13 protein-coding genes are annotated in these 17,168 nt (G+C 63.3%); 12 read left to right on the top strand and 1 reads right to left on the bottom strand.

The window, feature by feature from the left end:
* The first annotated feature begins 40 nt into the window (after window positions 1–40).
* From ACFY9W_RS00530 to ACFY9W_RS00475, 12 genes are all read left to right on the top strand, one after another.
* Window positions 41–1,477, top strand: coding sequence for a TolC family outer membrane protein (locus ACFY9W_RS00530; RefSeq protein ID WP_391124334.1), 1,437 nt, complete (start codon window positions 41–43; stop codon window positions 1,475–1,477).
* Entirely contained in the window at window positions 1,474–3,642 is a 2,169-nt protein-coding gene (locus ACFY9W_RS00525) for a type I secretion system permease/ATPase (protein WP_391124332.1), read from the top strand. The genes ACFY9W_RS00530 and ACFY9W_RS00525 overlap by 4 nt, the downstream gene beginning before the upstream one ends.
* Window positions 3,639–4,823, top strand: a complete 1,185-nt coding sequence (locus tag ACFY9W_RS00520) for an HlyD family type I secretion periplasmic adaptor subunit (RefSeq protein WP_391124329.1) — start codon at window positions 3,639–3,641, stop codon at window positions 4,821–4,823. Before ACFY9W_RS00525 ends, ACFY9W_RS00520 begins: the two co-directional genes overlap by 4 nt.
* Window positions 4,824–5,365: 542 nt before the next feature.
* Window positions 5,366–6,265, top strand: coding sequence for a chemotaxis protein CheW (locus ACFY9W_RS00515; protein WP_391124325.1), 900 nt, complete (start codon window positions 5,366–5,368; stop codon window positions 6,263–6,265).
* Window positions 6,266–6,353: 88 nt separating this feature from the next.
* Window positions 6,354–6,665, top strand: a complete 312-nt coding sequence (locus ACFY9W_RS00510; RefSeq protein ID WP_391124322.1) for a hypothetical protein — start codon at window positions 6,354–6,356, stop codon at window positions 6,663–6,665.
* Window positions 6,662–7,396, top strand: a complete 735-nt coding sequence (locus tag ACFY9W_RS00505; protein WP_391124319.1) for a YkgJ family cysteine cluster protein — start codon at window positions 6,662–6,664, stop codon at window positions 7,394–7,396. Before ACFY9W_RS00510 ends, ACFY9W_RS00505 begins: the two co-directional genes overlap by 4 nt.
* Window positions 7,397–7,653: 257 nt before the next feature.
* Entirely contained in the window at window positions 7,654–8,817 is a 1,164-nt protein-coding gene (locus ACFY9W_RS00500; protein ID WP_391124316.1) for an efflux RND transporter periplasmic adaptor subunit, read from the top strand.
* Window positions 8,814–11,906, top strand: a complete 3,093-nt coding sequence (locus tag ACFY9W_RS00495; RefSeq protein ID WP_391124313.1) for a multidrug efflux RND transporter permease subunit — start codon at window positions 8,814–8,816, stop codon at window positions 11,904–11,906. Before ACFY9W_RS00500 ends, ACFY9W_RS00495 begins: the two co-directional genes overlap by 4 nt.
* 9 nt (window positions 11,907–11,915) lie before the next feature.
* A complete protein-coding gene (locus tag ACFY9W_RS00490; RefSeq protein WP_391124310.1) occupies window positions 11,916–12,590 on the top strand; it encodes a heavy metal response regulator transcription factor in 675 nt (224 codons plus the stop codon).
* Window positions 12,565–13,953, top strand: a complete 1,389-nt coding sequence (locus ACFY9W_RS00485; RefSeq protein ID WP_391124308.1) for a heavy metal sensor histidine kinase — start codon at window positions 12,565–12,567, stop codon at window positions 13,951–13,953. Before ACFY9W_RS00490 ends, ACFY9W_RS00485 begins: the two co-directional genes overlap by 26 nt.
* Window positions 13,954–14,272: 319 nt before the next feature.
* Window positions 14,273–14,497, top strand: coding sequence for a hypothetical protein (locus ACFY9W_RS00480; protein ID WP_391124305.1), 225 nt, complete (start codon window positions 14,273–14,275; stop codon window positions 14,495–14,497).
* A gap of 205 nt (window positions 14,498–14,702) precedes the next feature.
* Window positions 14,703–16,037: an OprD family outer membrane porin gene (locus tag ACFY9W_RS00475; protein WP_391124302.1), complete on the top strand. Its 1,335-nt coding sequence runs from the start codon at window positions 14,703–14,705 to the stop codon at window positions 16,035–16,037.
* Window positions 16,038–16,355: 318 nt separating this feature from the next.
* On the opposite strand, the gene ACFY9W_RS00470 is transcribed toward ACFY9W_RS00475, so the two are convergent.
* Window positions 16,356–17,162, bottom strand: a complete 807-nt coding sequence (locus ACFY9W_RS00470; protein WP_391124298.1) for a methyltransferase domain-containing protein — start codon at window positions 17,160–17,162, stop codon at window positions 16,356–16,358.
* Between the last annotated feature and the right edge of the window lie 6 nt (window positions 17,163–17,168).

The raw sequence follows: 17,168 nt of genomic DNA, 5'->3' as shown, positions 1-17,168 counted from the left end.
AACGCCCGGCGGCATGGACGACCAGCAGTAAGGGAACTATGTGAAGCGAAGCAGTCCGCTGTCACCGCTGTTGCTGGGAGCCTTCGGGCTCCTGGCCATCAACTTCCACCCGGTTGCCCAGGCAGCCGATGATATAGACCCCCAACTGCGCCAGATCGGGCCATCGCTGTTACGCGATGCGCCCGAAGCGGTGCCCGCCCGCCCGGCCATTGGCATGGCCCCGGTCGCCAGTGGCGAACGCCTGGGGCTGACCGACGCGGTGCTGCAGGCCGCGCAGTGGCACCCGAGCATCGCCGAAGCCATCGGCAACCTGTACAAGCAGGGCGAAGGCATCAACGTCGCCCGTGCGGGGTACTACCCGCAGATTTCCGGCGGTATCCGCACCGGTTATGACACCGGTTATGGCGGCGACCGCAACAGCCAGGCCCTCAACCTGTCGCTCAAGCAGATGCTCTACGACTTCGGCAAGGTCGACAGCGCCGTCAGCGCCGCCCAGGCCGCCGCCGCACGCGCCCAGGCCAATATCCTGCTGGTGGTGGATGACCTGGCCCGTGACACCGCCTATGCCTGGATCGAAACCCGCCGCTACGAGCAGCTGATGACCATTGCCCGCGACCAGATCCGCGGGGTCGGCGACATTGCCGGCATGGCTCGCCAGCGCAGCGACATGGGCGCCAGCACCCGCTCCGATGTGGTGCAGGCCGAGTCCCGCGTGGAAAGCGCCCGGGCCACGCTGGAGGAATACCAGGCGCAGTACGAGCGCTGGCGCTCGACCCTGGCGGCGTTGATGGGCCGCGTGACCCCACCGGCACTGGCCGAAGAGTCACCTCCCGCATTGAACCAGGCTTGCAAGCGCCCCTCGCAAGGCGATGACCGCCTGCCTGCCGTGCTGATGGCGCTGGCCCAGCGCGCCCAGGGCCAGGCCGAGCTGGCCCAGGCCAAGGCCGAGGCCTACCCGACCCTGTCGTTGCAACCGCAGGTCAACCATTACCTGGACAACGACTACAACCGCGACAACTCACGCATGGACCGCACCCAGGCGGGTATCTACCTGAACGTCGAGGTACCGATCTATCAGGGCGGCGCCATCAGCGCCCGTAGTCGCGCCGCCGGCCATGCCCTGACCGCTGCCGACTCCGCCGAGGATGCCGCCCGCCTGCAAGCCCGTCGCGGCCTGGCCGAAGCCATGGCGCAAACCTCCGGGTTAGGCCGTCGCCTGACCTCGCTGGAGGCGCGTCAGGTGAGCATTCAGGAAGCCCGCATGCTCTATGGCCGCCAGTACCTCGACCTGGGCACCCGGCCGCTGCTCGACTTGCTCAACGCCGAGGGCGAGATCTACCAGTCACGTTTCGAACTTGCCGGCACCCGCTCCGACCTGCTGCGCCTGGATGTCGACTGCCTGTACAACACCGGCGCCCTGCGCACGGCCTTTGGCCTTGACGGGCGCAACCTGCAAGGTGTGGAGATCCAGCCATGAGCGATTCGATCAATGTAACCCTGCCAAACCAGGCGCCCGCTGCGGCCCCCGAAGAGGCTCACCGGCCAGACCTGGGCCCTTGGCTGGAAGTGATGCTACAAGTAGCGCACCACTACCGCCTGGACGTGTCGCCACAGCGTATTCGCCTGGCCGCCGTCGAGGACGCCCGCCCGCTGGACGAAATCCTACGGCACATGGCCCGCCAGGCCGGGCTGGCGCTGCGCTTCGTGCGCTTCGATGCCAAGGGCCTGCGGCAGTGGCGTACGCCACTGGTGCTGGAGCTGGACGACGGCCAGTTGGCAGTGGTCGAGTCGGTGACCGAAGAGGACGACCTGGCCGTGGTGTTTGCCGGCGACCAGGGCCTTACCTCACGCCTGCCCCGCGATACCCTCAAGGGCCGTATCAACCGGGTCGCCCTGCTGCGTCCGGCGCGGCCATTGCGTGACGTGCGCACCGACGACTACACCGCGCCCTACGACCGCCACTGGTTCGCCCGTATCGTGCTGCGCGACTTGCGCCCGTATGGGCAGGTCATGGTCGCCTCGCTGGTGGCCAACGTGCTGGCCCTTGCGGGGGTGCTGTTCTCGATGCAGGTGTACGACAGGGTGATCCCGGCCGAATCGCTGCCCACCCTGTACGTGCTGTTTGGCGGCGTGGTGCTGGCGCTGGTGTTCGATTTCAGCATGCGCCTGCTGCGGTTGAAGGTGTCCGACCTGCTCGGCAAGCGCGCCGACCTGCGGGTGAGCGACCTGGTCTACGGGCATGCGTTGCGCCTGCGCAACTCGGTGCGGCCGAAGTCCACCGGTTCGTTCATCTCGCAACTGCGCGAGCTGGAGTCGATCCGTGACCTGATCACTTCCAGTACCGCCACGGCCTTGGCCGACTTGCCGTTCTTCCTGCTGTTCCTGCTGGTGTTCTGGCTGATCGGCGGCGTGCTGGTGTTCATCCCGTTGGTGGCGCTGCTGGCCATGGTGCTGCCCGGGCTGCTGGCACAGCGCCGCCTGGCGCGGCTGGCCAATGCTTCGATGCGCGAGTCGGCGCTGCGCAACGCCATGCTGGTGGAAAGTATCCAGGGCCTGGACGAGATCAAGGCGCTACAGGCCGAAGCACGCTTCGAGCGGCAATGGAACCAGTACAATGCCGCCTGCGCCCATACCAACCTGCGCCTGCGCACCCTCACCAATGGCCTGGTGACCTGGACGCAGAACGTGCAAGGCGCGGTGTTTGCCGTGGTCATCGTGATAGGCGCACCCATGGTGATTGCCGGCGACCTCACCACCGGTAGCCTTGTGGCAGCCTCGATGCTGTCTTCGCGGATGATGGCGCCGCTGGCTCAACTGACCCATGTATTGACCCGCTGGCAACAGGCCAAGGTGGCCCTGCAAGGGCTGGACAAGCTGATGCAGTCCCCGGTCGACCACCCCGAGGGCGAAGCCCGTGTACACCTGCCGGCGATCCGCGGCGAATACCGCCTGCGCCAGGCCAACTTGCGCTACAGCGAAGAATCCCCACCCGTACTGAACATCGGCCAGCTGGACATTCAACCGGGCGAGCGCATTGCCGTGCTCGGCCGCAACGGCGCCGGTAAATCGACCCTGCTGCAAGCCTTGGGTGGGGCCATGGACCTGGTGCAAGGCGAAGTCAGCCTGGACGGTATCGCCCTGGCCCACCTCGACCCTGCCGACCTGCGCCGTGACGTGGGCCTGCTGCCGCAATACGCGCGCCTGTTCCACGGCACCCTGCGGGAAAACCTCACCCTGGGCGCCGGCCAGGCCAGCGACCAGGAGCTGGTGGCCGCACTCGCCGCCACGGGGGCACTGGACTTCGTGCGCCGTCTGCCCAAAGGCATGGATCACCTGATTCTGGAAGGTGGCCTGGGCCTGTCGGGCGGCCAGCGCCAGGCGCTGGTGCTGTCGCGCCTGCTGGTGCGTCAACCGCAGGTACTGCTGCTGGACGAGCCGACCGCGTCGCTGGACGACCTGACCGAGCGCAAGCTGCTGGATAACCTGGAGCGTTTCTGCCAGGGCCGCACCCTGGTGATCGCCACTCACCGCCTGAGCGTGCTGCAACGGGTCGACCGCATCGTGGTGCTGGATGGCGGGCGCATCGTCATCGACGACACGCGTGATGCCGCAATGGCCAAACTGCAAGGAGCGCAGGCATGAGCAACCATGAACTACCGGCCTCCTACCTGGACGGGCAGGACGACCAGGCGGTATTCCGCGCCGGCCGCATCATCACCATCTGCGCGCTGATGCTGGCGGCGTTCCTGGCCTGGGCGGCCTGGTTCGAAGTGACCGAAGTGTCCACCGGCACCGGCAAGGTGATCCCCAGCTCACGGGAGCAGGTAATCCAGTCGTTCGAGGGCGGCATCGTGGCGCAGATGAGCGTGGCCGAGGGCGACCTGGTGGAGCGCGGCCAGGTGCTGGCCCAGCTCGACCCGACCAAGACCGCTTCCAGCGTTGGCGAAAGCGAGGCCAAGTACCGCGCCGCCAAGGCCAGCCAGGCCCGTTTGCAGGCCGAGGTGACTGGCAAGCCGCTGACGTTCCCCGAAAGCCTGCGCGACTCACCCGAGCTGATCGACGCTGAAACCGCCCTGTACCAGACCCGGCGACGGGGCCTGGAGCAGACCTTGGCGGGCATCCAGGACTCGCTGCAACTGGTGCGCAGCGAACTGAAGATCACCGAAAACCTGGCCAAGATGGGCGCCTCCAGCCGGGTCGAGGTGATCCGCCTGAACCGGCAGCGCTCGGAACTGGAGCTCAAGGCCAACGAAGCCCGCTCCGACTACCTGGTGCGGGCCCGGGAAGAACTGGCCAAGGCCAGCGCCGAGGCCGACAGCCTGGCCGAGGTGATCCGCGGGCGCAGCGACTCGCTCACCCGCCTGACCCTGCGTTCGCCGGTACGCGGCATCGTCAAGGACATCGAGGTCAACACCCTGGGCGGCGTGGTGCAGCCGGGCGGCCAGGTGATGAAGATCGTGCCGATGGACGAACGCCTGCTGATCGAAACCCGGTTTGCCCCACGCGACATCGCCTTCATCCACCCGGACCAGGCGGCCAAGGTCAAGATCAGTGCCTATGACTACTCGGTGTACGGCGGGCTGGACGGCAAGGTGGTAGGTATATCGCCAGATACCTTGCAGGATGAAGTGAAGCCCGAAATCTACTACTACCGGGTGTTCATCCGTACCGAGCAGGACAGCTTGCAGAACAAGGCCGGCAAGCACTTTGCGATCGTGCCGGGGATGGTGGCCACGGTGGATATCCGCACCGGGGAAAAGACCATTCTGGACTACCTGATCAAGCCGCTGAACCGGGCCAAGGAGGCCCTGCGCGAACGGTAACTGGCCGGGGCCGCTTTGCGGCCCAATCGCCGGCAAGCCAGCTCCCACAGGGATCGCGTCAAGGCTGGCAGGTGTTGGCCATAAGGTATGCAGCGCCTGTGAGACCGAGCGCCGCCCGCGCGGCGCATCGCGAGCAAGCTCGCTCCTACATTTGTTTCGGGCCAGTTACGCCTGTGCCATGCGCGCGCGACCGCCTTGTTCGTTCGACGCAATATCGAGTCATGCGCCAAAGCGTTCGCGCGCAAATCCCACAGGAATAATTGGCCCGAAACAAATGTAGGAGCGAGCTTGCTCGCGATGCGCCGCGCGGGCGGCGCTCGATCTCACAGGCGCTGAAGATGCCGTGGCGAGCACCTGGCAACCCTGATGCCATTGCAAGAAACCATAGAATCTCCCACAGGTACAGCGCAGGGCCTGAGAGCTGCGCTGTACCTGTGGGAGCTGGCTTGCCGGCGATTGGGCCAGAACAGGCAATACAGACCTAAAGCCCAGCCCGAACAGGCCGATAACCCGTTATCCCCTGTTCCCCACCGAAGGTCACCATGGCCACGCAAAATGCCCGCGCGGACTCGCTGTCGCTGCTGCTGTTCACCCTGCGCAGCGGCAAGTTGATGGCAATCAACCTGCTCAAGGTCAGCGAGATCATCCCCTGCCCGCCGCTGACCAAGCTGCCCGAAGCGCACCCCCACGTAAAAGGGGTCGCGACCTTGCGCGGCCATTCGCTGTCGGTCATCGACCTGTCCCGCGCCATCGGCGAGCGACCGCTGGAAGACCCGCAAGGTGGCTGCCTGATCGTCACCGAGATCAGCCGCTCGCGCCAGGGCCTGCATGTGCAGGCGGTCAGCCGCATCGTGCATTGCCTGAGCACCGACATCAAACCGCCGCCCTTTGGTTCAGGTAACCGCTCGTTCATCACTGGCGTGACCCGCGTGGACAACACCCTGGTGCAGGTGCTGGACATCGAAAAAGTCATCCACGCCATCGCCCCACCGGTAGCCGAGCCGCATCACGGCACCTTGAGCGATGAGGATGCCAGCCTCCTGTCCGCCGCCAACATCCTGGTAGTGGACGACAGCCAGGTAGCCCTGCAGCAGTCGGTGCACACCCTGCGCAACCTGGGCATCGAGTGCCACACCGCGCGCAGCGCCAAGGACGCCATCAACGTGTTACTGGAACTGCAAGGCACCGCGCAGGAAATCAACATCATTGTCTCCGACATCGAAATGAGCGAGATGGACGGCTACGCCTTCACCCGCACCCTGCGCGAAACGCCAGACTTCCAGCACCTGTACGTACTGCTGCACACCTCGCTGGACAGCGCCATGAGCAGCGAGAAGGCAACCCAGGCCGGGGCCAACGCCATCCTGACCAAGTTTTCCTCGCCAGAGCTGACCGATTGTCTGGTGGTGGCGGCGCGTACCGTGGTGTTCGCCGAGCACTGATATATTCCGAGACAAACTCCCCGGTTTGCCGCCGGGGGTGAGCCGGGCATAATTCGCGCCCCTCGTGAGAAAACTGCCGGAATCGCGTATGAAGTTTTTCAGCTCTATCCTGATCATCTGCGCCCTCTTCAGCGGTGTTGCCCAGGCCTCCAGTAGCCAGGCCTGGAACGAGCAGCGCCAGCAGATGCTCAAGGCCTGCCTGGCCGCCAGCCAGTTCAAGGATGCCCACGCCCGTGGCAAGCCCGCCGAGTTCGATGACCAGGTGGGCATGAGCGCCCTGCTGATCGAAGGCGTCTACCCGCAAAAGCACATGCAGCAACGCACCGGCACCGAGTTGTGCCTGTACGACCGCCAGCACCAGCGTGCCTTTGTCAGCGAGTGGAGCCCGGAAGCCAAGTGACCGACAGCTTGCGATTCGGCTGTACCGGCTGCGGCAAGTGCTGCACCGGCCACCATGTGCCGCTGACCCTTGATGAGGCGCGACGCTGGGCGGACGATGCCGGGCAGGTGGTGGTGCTGATCGAGGCGTTCGTCACCGACGGCCCCGGCATGCCGACCGACCAGCGCGAGCATGTACTGCGCCGCTCCCACCCCGTGCACTGCGGCGACGGCGAGGCACGCGTGACGGTGACCTTTGCCGCCTTCAACCCCGGGCGCTGCCGTAACCTCGACGACAACGACCTGTGCACCATCTACGATGAACGCCCGCTGGTCTGTCGCATCTACCCCGTCGAGATCAACCCGCACATTCCGCTGCGCCCGGACAACAAGGACTGCCCGCCGGAGGCGTGGCAGCAGGGGCCGGAACTGATCCACGGCACGCAACTGGTCGATGCGGAGCTGGAAGCGCTGGTGCAAGCCTCACGGCAGGCCGACAGGGATGACATTGCTGCCAAGGTGGCGGTGTGCCAGGCGCTGGGCATGACCACCAGTGCACTCAAGGGTAATGGGTTTACCGCTTACCTGCCGGACATGGGGGCGTTTGCCACTGCGCTGGCGCAGGTGCAGGGGGATGACGAGGGGCAGTGGACCTTGCATGTGCAGGATGAAGCGCTGGTCGCGAGCTTGCAGGGGCTTGGTTTGCGCACGACCAGCGAGACCCCGGTGTACTACGCCTTTATCGGTTTCTAGCCAAACCACCAAACTGCAGGGCGTTGCACAATCCCTGTGGGAGCGGGCATGCCCGCGAAGAACCCACCGCGGTGGATGGCACCGGCTCTGCCGGTGTTCGCGGGCGCGTCCGCTCCCACAAAAAAACCGCGCATGACTAAAGGTCGCGAAACTGACACGGCTGTCAGCCAGCGGTCACGCTGCCGACCCGGTCCGGGGGCTATAAGATTGAGTACAGACAACCGTTTTCTTCCCCTCTGGCCAAGGTGCCCGCACCGATGCGACGTCCGTCCCGCTCTGTCATCCTCGCCGCCTTGGCGCTCCTGGCCCTGGTGGTAGCGGGCAGCTGGTATAGCCAGCGCCAACCCGCACCGGCCGCCCGCGCGCAAACCGCCGTGCCGGTTCGCGTGATCAACGTCGCCCAGCAAGACGTGCCGCGCTACGCCAGTGCCATCGGAACAGTGCTGTCGCTGCACAGCGTCGAGGTGCGGCCACAAGTCGAAGGGGTGCTCACCCAGGTGCTGGTCAAGGAAGGCCAATGGGTCAAGGAAGGCGACCTGCTCGCCACCCTCGACGACCGCAGCATCCGCGCCAGCCTCGACCAGGCCCGCGCCCAGCTTGGCCAGAGCCAGGCACAGATCCAGGTGGCTGGCGTCGACCTCAAGCGCTACCGCCTGCTCAGCAGCGATGACGGCGTATCGAAGCAAACCCTCGACCAGCAACAGGCGCTGGTCAATCAGTTGCAGGCCACGGTCAAAGGTAACCAGGCTGCCATCGCCAACGCCGAGGTGCAGCTTTCCTACACGCAGATCCGCTCACCCGTCACCGGGCGCGTTGGCATCCGTAATGTCGACCCGGGCAACCTGGTACGTACCAGCGACACCCAAGGCTTGTTCAGCGTCACCCAGATCGACCCGATTGCCGTCGAATTCGCCCTGCCGCAGCAGATGCTGCCAACGCTGCAAAGCCTGTTGAAGGCATCCACCCCGGCGCTGGTACAAGCCTACATGGACGCCGACGGCGAACGCAGCCTGCTCGGCGAAGGCCACCTGGCGCTGATCGACAACCAGATTTCCGCCACCACCGGTACCGTGCGGGTAAAAGCCGAGTTCGACAACAAGGACGGCCACCTGTGGCCGGGCCAGCTGGTCACCATCCGCTTGCGCACCGCCGTGGAAGAAAACGCCCTGGTGGTGCCGCCACCGGTGGTGCAACGCGGCGTTGACGGGCACTTCGTCTACCGCCTGGATGGCGACAAGGTCACCAGTGTGCCGGTCAAGGTGCTGTACCAGGACAGCGGGCTGAACATCATTGCCGGGGTCAAAGCGGGCGAGCGGCTGGTGCTCGACGGCCAGTCGCGGCTCAAGCCGGGCTCACGGGTAGAGGTCACGCCTGATGCCCCCGCGCCGTCGGAAATGGCTGACCGCCGGAGCCAGCCATGAACACGCGCAACGGTGTTTCCGCCTGGTGCATCGACCACCCCATCGCCACCCTGCTGCTGACCTTCGCCCTGGTGCTGCTGGGCGCCATTGCCTTCCCGCGCCTGCCGGTAGCGCCGCTGCCCGAGGCGGACTTCCCGACCATTCAGGTAACCGCCCAGTTGCCCGGCGCCAGCCCGGAAACCATGGCGTCGTCGGTGGCCACGCCGCTGGAGGTGCAATTCAGCGCCATCCCCGGCATGACCCAGATGACCAGCAGCAGCGCGCTGGGCTCGACCACCCTGATCCTGCAGTTCACCCTGGACAAGAATATCGACACCGCTGCCCAGGAGGTGCAGGCGGCGATCAACACCGCCACCGCCCGACTGCCGCAAGACCTGCCCAACCCGCCGACCTGGCGCAAGGTCAACCCGGCCGACAGCCCGGTGCTGGTGATGACGGTCAGCTCCAACCAGATGCCCGGCAACGACCTCAGCGATTACGCCGAAACCCTGCTGGCGCGGCAGCTGAGCCAGATCGAAGGGGTGGGCCTGATCAACATCACCGGGCAACTGCGCCCGGCGATCCGCGTGCAGGCACAACCCGAGAAACTGGCCGCCATCGGCCTGACCCTGGCCGACCTGCGCCAGGCGATCCAGCAGACCAGCCTTAACCTGGCCAAGGGTGCGTTGTACGGCGAACACAGCGTGTCGACCATCGCCGCCAATGACCAGCTGTTCCACCCCGAGGACTATGCGCAACTGATCGTCTCGTACCGCGACGGCGCTCCGGTGCACCTGAAGGATGTGGCCAAGGTGATCAACGGCGCCGAAAACGCCTACGTCAAAGCCTGGTCCGGCGACCAGCCAGGGCTGAACCTGGTGATCTTCCGCCAGCCCGGCGCCAACATCGTCGATACCGTGGACCGGGTCATGGCCGCCCTGCCCAAGCTGCAAGAGATGCTGCCGGCCTCGGTCGAGGTATCGGTGCTGCAGGACCGCACGCAGACCATTCGCGCCTCGCTGCACGAAGTTGAACTGACCCTGATGATCGCCGTGGCCCTGGTGATCGGGGTGATGGCACTGTTCCTGCGCCAGTGGTCGGCAACCATGGTGGTGTCCAGCGTGCTCGGCGTGTCGCTGATCGCCAGTTGCGCGCTGATGTATGTGCTGGGTTTCAGCCTGAACAACCTGACCTTGGTGGCCATCGTCATCTCGGTGGGCTTCGTGGTCGACGACGCCATCGTGGTGGTCGAGAACATCCACCGCCACCTGGAGGCCGGCGACGACAGCCGCACGGCGGCACTGAAGGGCGCCGGGGAAATCGGCTTTACCGTGGTGTCGATCAGTTTCTCGCTGATTGCCGCGTTCATTCCGCTGCTGTTCATGGGCGGCGTGGTTGGACGGCTGTTCAAGGAGTTCGCCCTGACCGCCACCTCCACCATCCTGATTTCGGTGGTGGTCTCGTTGACCCTGGCACCCACCCTCTGCGCGCTGTTCATGCGCCGGCCGCCCGGTGAACGCAAGGGCGGCTTTGGCGAGCGCCTGGTCAAGTGGTACGAAAAAGGCCTGAACCGCGCCCTTGCCCACCAGCGCCTGACCCTCGGCGTGTTTGGCGTGACCCTGGCGTTGGCGGTGGCCGGTTACGTGGCCATCCCCAAGGGCTTCTTCCCGTTGCAGGACACCGGTTTCATTCTGGGCACAAGCGAAGCCGCAGCGGACGTTTCGTACCCGTCGATGATCGAGAAGCACCAGGCGCTGGCGAAGATCATCGAGGCGGACCCGGCCGTACGTGCGTTCTCCCATTCGGTGGGTGTCACCGGCAGCAACCAGACCATCGCCAACGGCCGCTTCTGGATCGCCCTGAAGCCGCGTGGCGAACGCGATGTGTCGGCCAGCGAGCTGATCGACCGGCTGCGCCCCAAATTGGCCCAGGTACCGGGCATTGTCCTGTACATGCGCGCCGGCCAGGACATCAACCTCAGTTCTGGCCCGTCCCGCACCCAGTACCAGTACGTGCTCAAGAGCAACGATGGCGAGGCGTTGAACCTGTGGACCCAACGCCTGACCGACCGCCTGCGTGAAAACCCGGCGTTCCGCGACCTGTCCAACGACCTGCAACTGGGCGCCAGCGTTACCCGCATCGACATCGACCGCCAGGCCGCAGCGCGTTTCGGCCTGACCACCACCGACGTCGATCAGGCCCTCTACGATGCCTTCGGCCAGCGGCAGATCAGCGAATTCCAGACCGACACCAACCAGTACAAGGTGATCCTCGAACTGGATGCCCGCCAACGCGGCAAGGCCGAGAGCCTGAACTACTTCTACCTGCGCTCGCCGCTGAGCAACGAAATGGTACCGCTGTCGGCAGTGGCCCACGTGGCCCCGCCCAGTACCGGGCCGTTGTCGATCAGCCACGATGGCCTGTTCCCGGCGGCCAACCTGTCGTTCAACCTGGCCCCTGGCGTGGCCCTGGGCGATGCCGTAAGCATCCTCGACCGCACCCAGCGCGAGCTGGGCATGCCCGACTCCATCAGCGGCAACTTCCAGGGTGCGGCCCAAGCGTTCCAGAGTTCGTTGTCGAGCCAGCCCTGGCTGATTTTGGCGGCGCTGGTGGCGGTGTACATCATCCTCGGCGTGCTGTACGAAAGCTTCGTCCACCCGCTGACGATCATCTCCACCCTGCCCTCGGCCGGCCTGGGCGCGTTGGTCCTGCTATGGGCCATGGGCCAGGACTTCAGCATCATGGGCCTGATCGGGGTGGTGCTGCTGATCGGTATCGTCAAGAAGAACGGCATCCTGCTGATCGACTTCGCCCTTGAAGCCCAGCGCCATCATGGCCTGACGCCGGAGCAGGCGATTCACCAGGCATGCCTGACGCGCTTCAGGCCGATCATCATGACCACCCTGGCCGCCTTGCTCGGCGCGGTACCGCTGATGTTCGGTTTCGGCACCGGTGCCGAGTTGCGCCAGCCATTGGGCATTGCGGTGGTGGGCGGCCTGCTGGTGAGCCAGGCCCTGACGCTGTTCACCACCCCGGTCATATACTTGGCCCTGGAGCGCCTGTTCCACCGCCGCCAGGCTGCCCGTGCGGCAGCGCCAAGTGCCAGCTAGGACAAGACCATGCGTGTGCTGATCATCGAAGACGAAGAAAAAACCGCCGACTACCTGCATCGTGGCCTGAGCGAACAGGGCTTTACCGTGGACCTGGCGCGGGACGGCATCGACGGCCTGCACCTGGCCCTGGAAGGCGAGTACGCGGTAATCGTGCTGGATGTGATGCTGCCCGGCCTGGACGGCTATGGCGTGCTGCGCGCCTTGCGCGCACGCAAGCAGACGCCGGTGATCATGCTGACCGCTCGCGAGCGGGTCGAAGACCGCATCCATGGCCTGCGGGAAGGCGCCGACGACTACCTGGGCAAGCCGTTCTCTTTTCTTGAGCTGGTCGCCCGCCTGCAAGCCCTGACCCGGCGCAGCAGCAGCCATGAACCGCTGCAAGTGCAAGTGGCAGACCTGTGGATCGACCTGATGGCACGCAAGGCCTCACGCGCCGGCCAGCGCCTGGACCTGACCGCCAAGGAATTTTCGCTGCTGAGTGTGTTGGCCCGGCGGCAGGGTGAAATCCTGTCGAAGACCGCGATTGCCGAGCTGGTCTGGGATATCAACTTCGACAGCGACGCCAACGTCGTCGAAGTGGCGATCAAACGCCTGCGCGCCAAGCTCGATGGGCCTTTCGACAACAAGTTGCTGCACACCATCCGAGGCATGGGCTATGTCCTGGAAAACCGTGCGGGGTAATTCCATCGCCCTGCGCCTGTCAGCGCTGTTCATCCTGGTGGCGTTGGGCGTATTCATATTGATTGGCTCGGCGCTGTACCGCCAGGTCGACCGCAGCCTCGACCTGCTGCCGCAGGCCGAACTGGACGCGCGTTTCAGCGTGCTCGAATCCACCCTCAACCGCTTCGGCACGCCCGATCACTGGGCCAAGATCAACAACAAGCTCAACCTGCTCGGCGAAGAAGACAAGCGCATCCGCTTCTGGGTAGTCAGCAGCAACCCTGCCTATGAATATGGCCACCCTGGCGAGCTTGTACGCGCCTTCGCCGAAGGCCCGCAGGGTATGCGCGACCTGCGCCTGCCCGACCGGCCCTACCCTTACAAGGTGCTGGTCAGCGAATTGCCTGCGCTGGGCGAGCGGCCACCGCTGCGCTTTCTGATCGGCATCGACACCGAAACGTTCTGGCAGGCCCAGCACAGCCTGTTGGTGGCGATTGTCGGGCTGGCAGTGCTCGGCGTGCTGCTGGCCTCCGTGCTGGGCTACTGGGTGGCGCGTATTGGCTTGCGCCCGCTGCTGGCGTTGTCCAACGAGGCCCAGGCCCTGGCCCCGCCACGCCTGGACGGGCGCTTGCAAACCCACGCCCTGCCCCCGGAACTGGCGCAGTTTGCCGGTGCCTTCAACGCCGCACTCGATCGCGTCAGCCAGGCCTACTCGCGGCTGGAAGCGTTCAACGCCGACGTTGCCCACGAACTGCGCTCGCCGCTGACCAACCTGATCGGCCAGACTCAGGTAGCGCTTACTCGCGGGCGCAGTGCAGAGCATTACTTCGAAGTGCTGCAATCGAACCTGGAAGAGCTGGAGCGCCTGCGCAGCATCATCAACGACATGCTGTTCCTGGCCAGTGCCGACCAGGGCAGCAAGGCCACCGCCCTGGCTCAGGCCTCGCTGGCCGAGGAAGTGGCGACCACCCTCGATTACCTGGACTACATCCTCGAAGACGCGCAGGTCAGCGTGAGCGTGACCGGCGATGCCCAGGCGCCTATCGAAAAGGCCCAACTGCGCCGGGCGTTGATCAACCTGCTGAACAACGCCGTGCAGCATACGGCGCCGCACCAGGTGATCCAGGTGCAGATCGATGCCGGGCCTGGGCAGGTGAGCATTGCCGTGAGCAACCCGGGGCCGGCGATTGACGATGAGCACCTGCCGTTGCTGTTCGAGCGTTTCTACCGGGTGGATGCGGCACGCAGCAACAGCGGTGGGGGCAACCATGGGCTGGGGTTGGCCATCGTCAAGGCGATTGCGCTGATGCATGGGGGGGAGGTGTTTGTGCGCAGTGGGGCTGGGGCGAATACCTTCGGTATCAAGCTACCCACCCATGCCTGACAGGAGGTCGCGGTCCCTGTGGGAGCGGGCATGCCCGCGAAACAGGCGACGCGGTGGATGGCACCGGCGCTGCCGGTGTTCGCGGGCTTGCCCGCTCCCACAGAGATTGCGCAAGCTTTCAGATTTTGAACAAGACAGTTCCTCCCACAAGGACCGCGTCTAGCGCGGGCCTTTGCGCCAAAAGTACTATTGCTTTTTGATGGATCGTTACCTTTTGCGCAACAGTGCTTATCGCACTTCGCTCTGTTTCCAGTGCATTGAAAGGACTAACTTTACCCCTGTCCTCATTAGCACTTGCACCGCAAGAAGGTAGTTTCAAATGTCCAACAGTATGGGTATTGCCAGCGTCTTCGTTCTGTCTTCCCTGTTGTTGTCGCCCCTGGCCATGGCCGAAGAATCCAGCGCTTTCGTCACCCGTAATGCAGAGCTCGCCGCCGTCCATCAAGAGGCCCGCGACGTTGTAGCCGCAAACAAGGCTGACGCTGCAAAAGACGCCAAACAGACAGCTTCCAAGGCTGCTGTCGATGCCAACGCCGACAGCTGATAAAGCGCTGTCACTGCTCCCGATTTCCCTTGGCTACGCCATGGGCACCACCGGTGCCGATATGTTAGCCTTTTAAAGCCGCTGCCGATCAGCGGCTTTTTTTATGTGCTGTAACTATCAGCCCGGCTGTAACGTTCACCTATAAGAAAGACGCACATTCAAAAATAACAACTGCCCCACCGTCATACCAAAGGAGCTAGTACCGGTGCCTTCCGCGTTTCGTTTTACCCCGCTGTTCATTGCGTTGACTGCAACGATCCCTTTCGCCGCCCAGGCAGATGAAGACAAGGCTGATGGCTTCATCGAAGGGTCGTCCTTCAACCTGCATTTCCGTAATGCCTACTTCAACCGCGACAACCACAATGCCGGCGTGCGTGACACCCGCGAGTGGGGCCAGGGCGCGGTTGCGCGCTTCGAGTCTGGTTACACCCCGGGCGTAATCGGCTTTGGCCTGGATGCCCATGCCATGTTGGGCTTGAAGCTCGATGGCGGTGGCGGCCATGCCGGCACCAGCATCCTGCCCCAGCACATCAAGGACAACGACGAACTGGGCGCTGCCCCGCACTCGTTCTCCACAGCGGGCGCTGCGGTGAAGCTGAAGGCCTTCGACACCGAGCTGAAAGCTGGTGACCTGTTCCTCACCAACCCGGTGATCGCTGGCGGCGAAACGCGCATGCTACCACAGACCTTCCGCGGTGTGAGCCTGACCAACACCAGCATCGACGGCCTGCTGCTCGAAGGCGGCCAGGTGAGCTTCACCCACCCGTACAACCAAAGCGGCCACCGCCGTATCGATACCTACTACGGCTCGCTGAACGAGCACGACAAGAGCAAGCACCTGAACTGGGCCGGCGCTTCGTGGAGCGGTACCGAGAACATCACCGCCAACCTGTACGCCGCCGAGCTGAAGGACATCTGGAACCAGTACTACGCTGACTTCGACTACACCTACGTGGTCAACGACCTGGTCAGCCTGAACCCGGGCGTGCACTTCTACCACACCCAGGACACCGGCCAGGCCCTGCTGGGCAAGATCGACAACAACACCTACAGCGTGCATTTCACCGTCAACGCCGGGTTCCACAGCGTCACCGCCGCCTACCAGCGGGTCAACGGCAACACGCCGTTCGACTACATCAACCTGGGCGACAGCGTGTACCTGGACAACTCGCGCATGTACTCGGACTTCAACGCGCCGAACGAGCGTTCGTGGAAGCTGCAGTACGACTATGACTTCGCCGGCGCCGGCGTGCCTGGCCTGACCACCTCGCTGTCGTACTCGCGCGGTGAAGCCGACCTGACCAAGGCGGTGAAGGACACCACCCACTACGACTACTACCGTGAAGATGGCAAGAACGCCATGCACTGGGAGCGCGACCTGGACGTGAAGTACGTGTTCCAGGAGGGTGACCTGAAAGACCTGTCGGTACTGGTGCGCTATGCCACCCACCGTGGCAGCCAGGGTTATGCGTCGATTGACCGCAACAGCGACAACGATGAAGTGCGCGTGATCGTGGATTATCCGCTGAACGTGTTCTGATCCAGGACCGCTAGCGAGGGCTCCGCCCTCGATCGCAGGCAAGCCAGCTCCCACAGATACTGCGCAACCACCAAGCCTGATGCAGTACCTGTGGGAGCTGGCTTGCCGGCGATGGGCTGCGCTAGCAGCCCCATTTGTGATTCCGGTGCCATACACAACGGAGCTTGCTTCGCGGGCAAGCCCGCTCCCACATTTATTTCGGGCCAGTAGCACCTGTGCCAACCTACGCGACCGCCTTTTCTGTTCGACGCGGTATCGAGCCATGCAGTCATAGGTAGTAAAAATAGTGCCCAACCGATAACTGCTCAAGTTGATTATCTATTTTCGCCGCGCCTTGACTTGTAGCACTCTCAGTCCGGCTGCAAAACCATCGAGAGAGCAAGAGAAGCTATAAAGCGACTCCGCTATTCGATGGACATCTGCCTCGCTACAAAGGGCATGACTTAGTAAATCCATTGAAATCTGATTAAATGATTCATATATTATTTTTTTATGTTCAGCTGTTGCTAATATCGGCTGCGAAACGTTAATAGCCTCTATGTGATACAGCTTTGAAATTTCGTCCAGCAGTGATACGGGATTATTGTAATTGAGGTTAAGTTTTTCGCCTAATTTAATCGTCAAGGCATTCGCCTCATAAAATTCCGGAAAGTAGGGATGGCAAAATTGACTGCTTAGACAAGGCTCTTCAAATATTGAGATCCCATTCTCCGATAAAGATTCGCTGATAAACTTCAAAGCGTCTATTCTGTCATGCAAGTGCATGAGTAGAAAACGACTGTAGGTGCAATCAAAGCACCCGGTGATGTCAGCTTTAATACTGACATCACTGCACTCAAAGCTGATATTTCTAAGATTGTTTTTTCTTGCAGTTTCCCTTGCAATTTCAAGTTGGCTCTCAGATATATCTCTACCTATGACTTCCCCACCGTGTGGAGTCAAGGCTTTCGCCAAAATGCATGTCATATGTCCATGCCCACACCCTATCTCCAGAATTGATGCTGGCGGCTGGTTGCACAATACATGTTTTTGCAAAAAAGCTAAGCTTGAGGGATTGTATATTTCATTCAGCATTTGTAGGCGATTACAGTCATTTAATCCGATTGCAAGTCTGTAGTCTTTCATATTGAG

This window comes from Pseudomonas sp. NPDC008258, assembly GCF_042956345.1.
GTDB lineage: Bacteria > Pseudomonadota > Gammaproteobacteria > Pseudomonadales > Pseudomonadaceae > Aquipseudomonas.
Note: the sequence above shows the minus strand (reverse complement) of the source record. Positions and strands in the feature narration are given on the sequence as shown.

Coding starts and splice junctions, on each gene's coding strand:
- ACFY9W_RS00510 (WP_391124322.1), top strand. CDS start 6,354: ATGAAGTTTTTCAGCTCTATCCTGATCATCTGCGCCCTCTTCAGCGGT.
- ACFY9W_RS00490 (WP_391124310.1), top strand. CDS start 11,916: ATGCGTGTGCTGATCATCGAAGACGAAGAAAAAACCGCCGACTACCTG.
- ACFY9W_RS00515 (WP_391124325.1), top strand. CDS start 5,366: ATGGCCACGCAAAATGCCCGCGCGGACTCGCTGTCGCTGCTGCTGTTC.
- ACFY9W_RS00495 (WP_391124313.1), top strand. CDS start 8,814: ATGAACACGCGCAACGGTGTTTCCGCCTGGTGCATCGACCACCCCATC.
- ACFY9W_RS00525 (WP_391124332.1), top strand. CDS start 1,474: ATGAGCGATTCGATCAATGTAACCCTGCCAAACCAGGCGCCCGCTGCG.
- ACFY9W_RS00480 (WP_391124305.1), top strand. CDS start 14,273: ATGTCCAACAGTATGGGTATTGCCAGCGTCTTCGTTCTGTCTTCCCTG.
- ACFY9W_RS00500 (WP_391124316.1), top strand. CDS start 7,654: ATGCGACGTCCGTCCCGCTCTGTCATCCTCGCCGCCTTGGCGCTCCTG.
- ACFY9W_RS00520 (WP_391124329.1), top strand. CDS start 3,639: ATGAGCAACCATGAACTACCGGCCTCCTACCTGGACGGGCAGGACGAC.
- ACFY9W_RS00470 (WP_391124298.1), bottom strand. CDS start 17,162: ATGAAAGACTACAGACTTGCAATCGGATTAAATGACTGTAATCGCCTA.
- ACFY9W_RS00485 (WP_391124308.1), top strand. CDS start 12,565: ATGTCCTGGAAAACCGTGCGGGGTAATTCCATCGCCCTGCGCCTGTCA.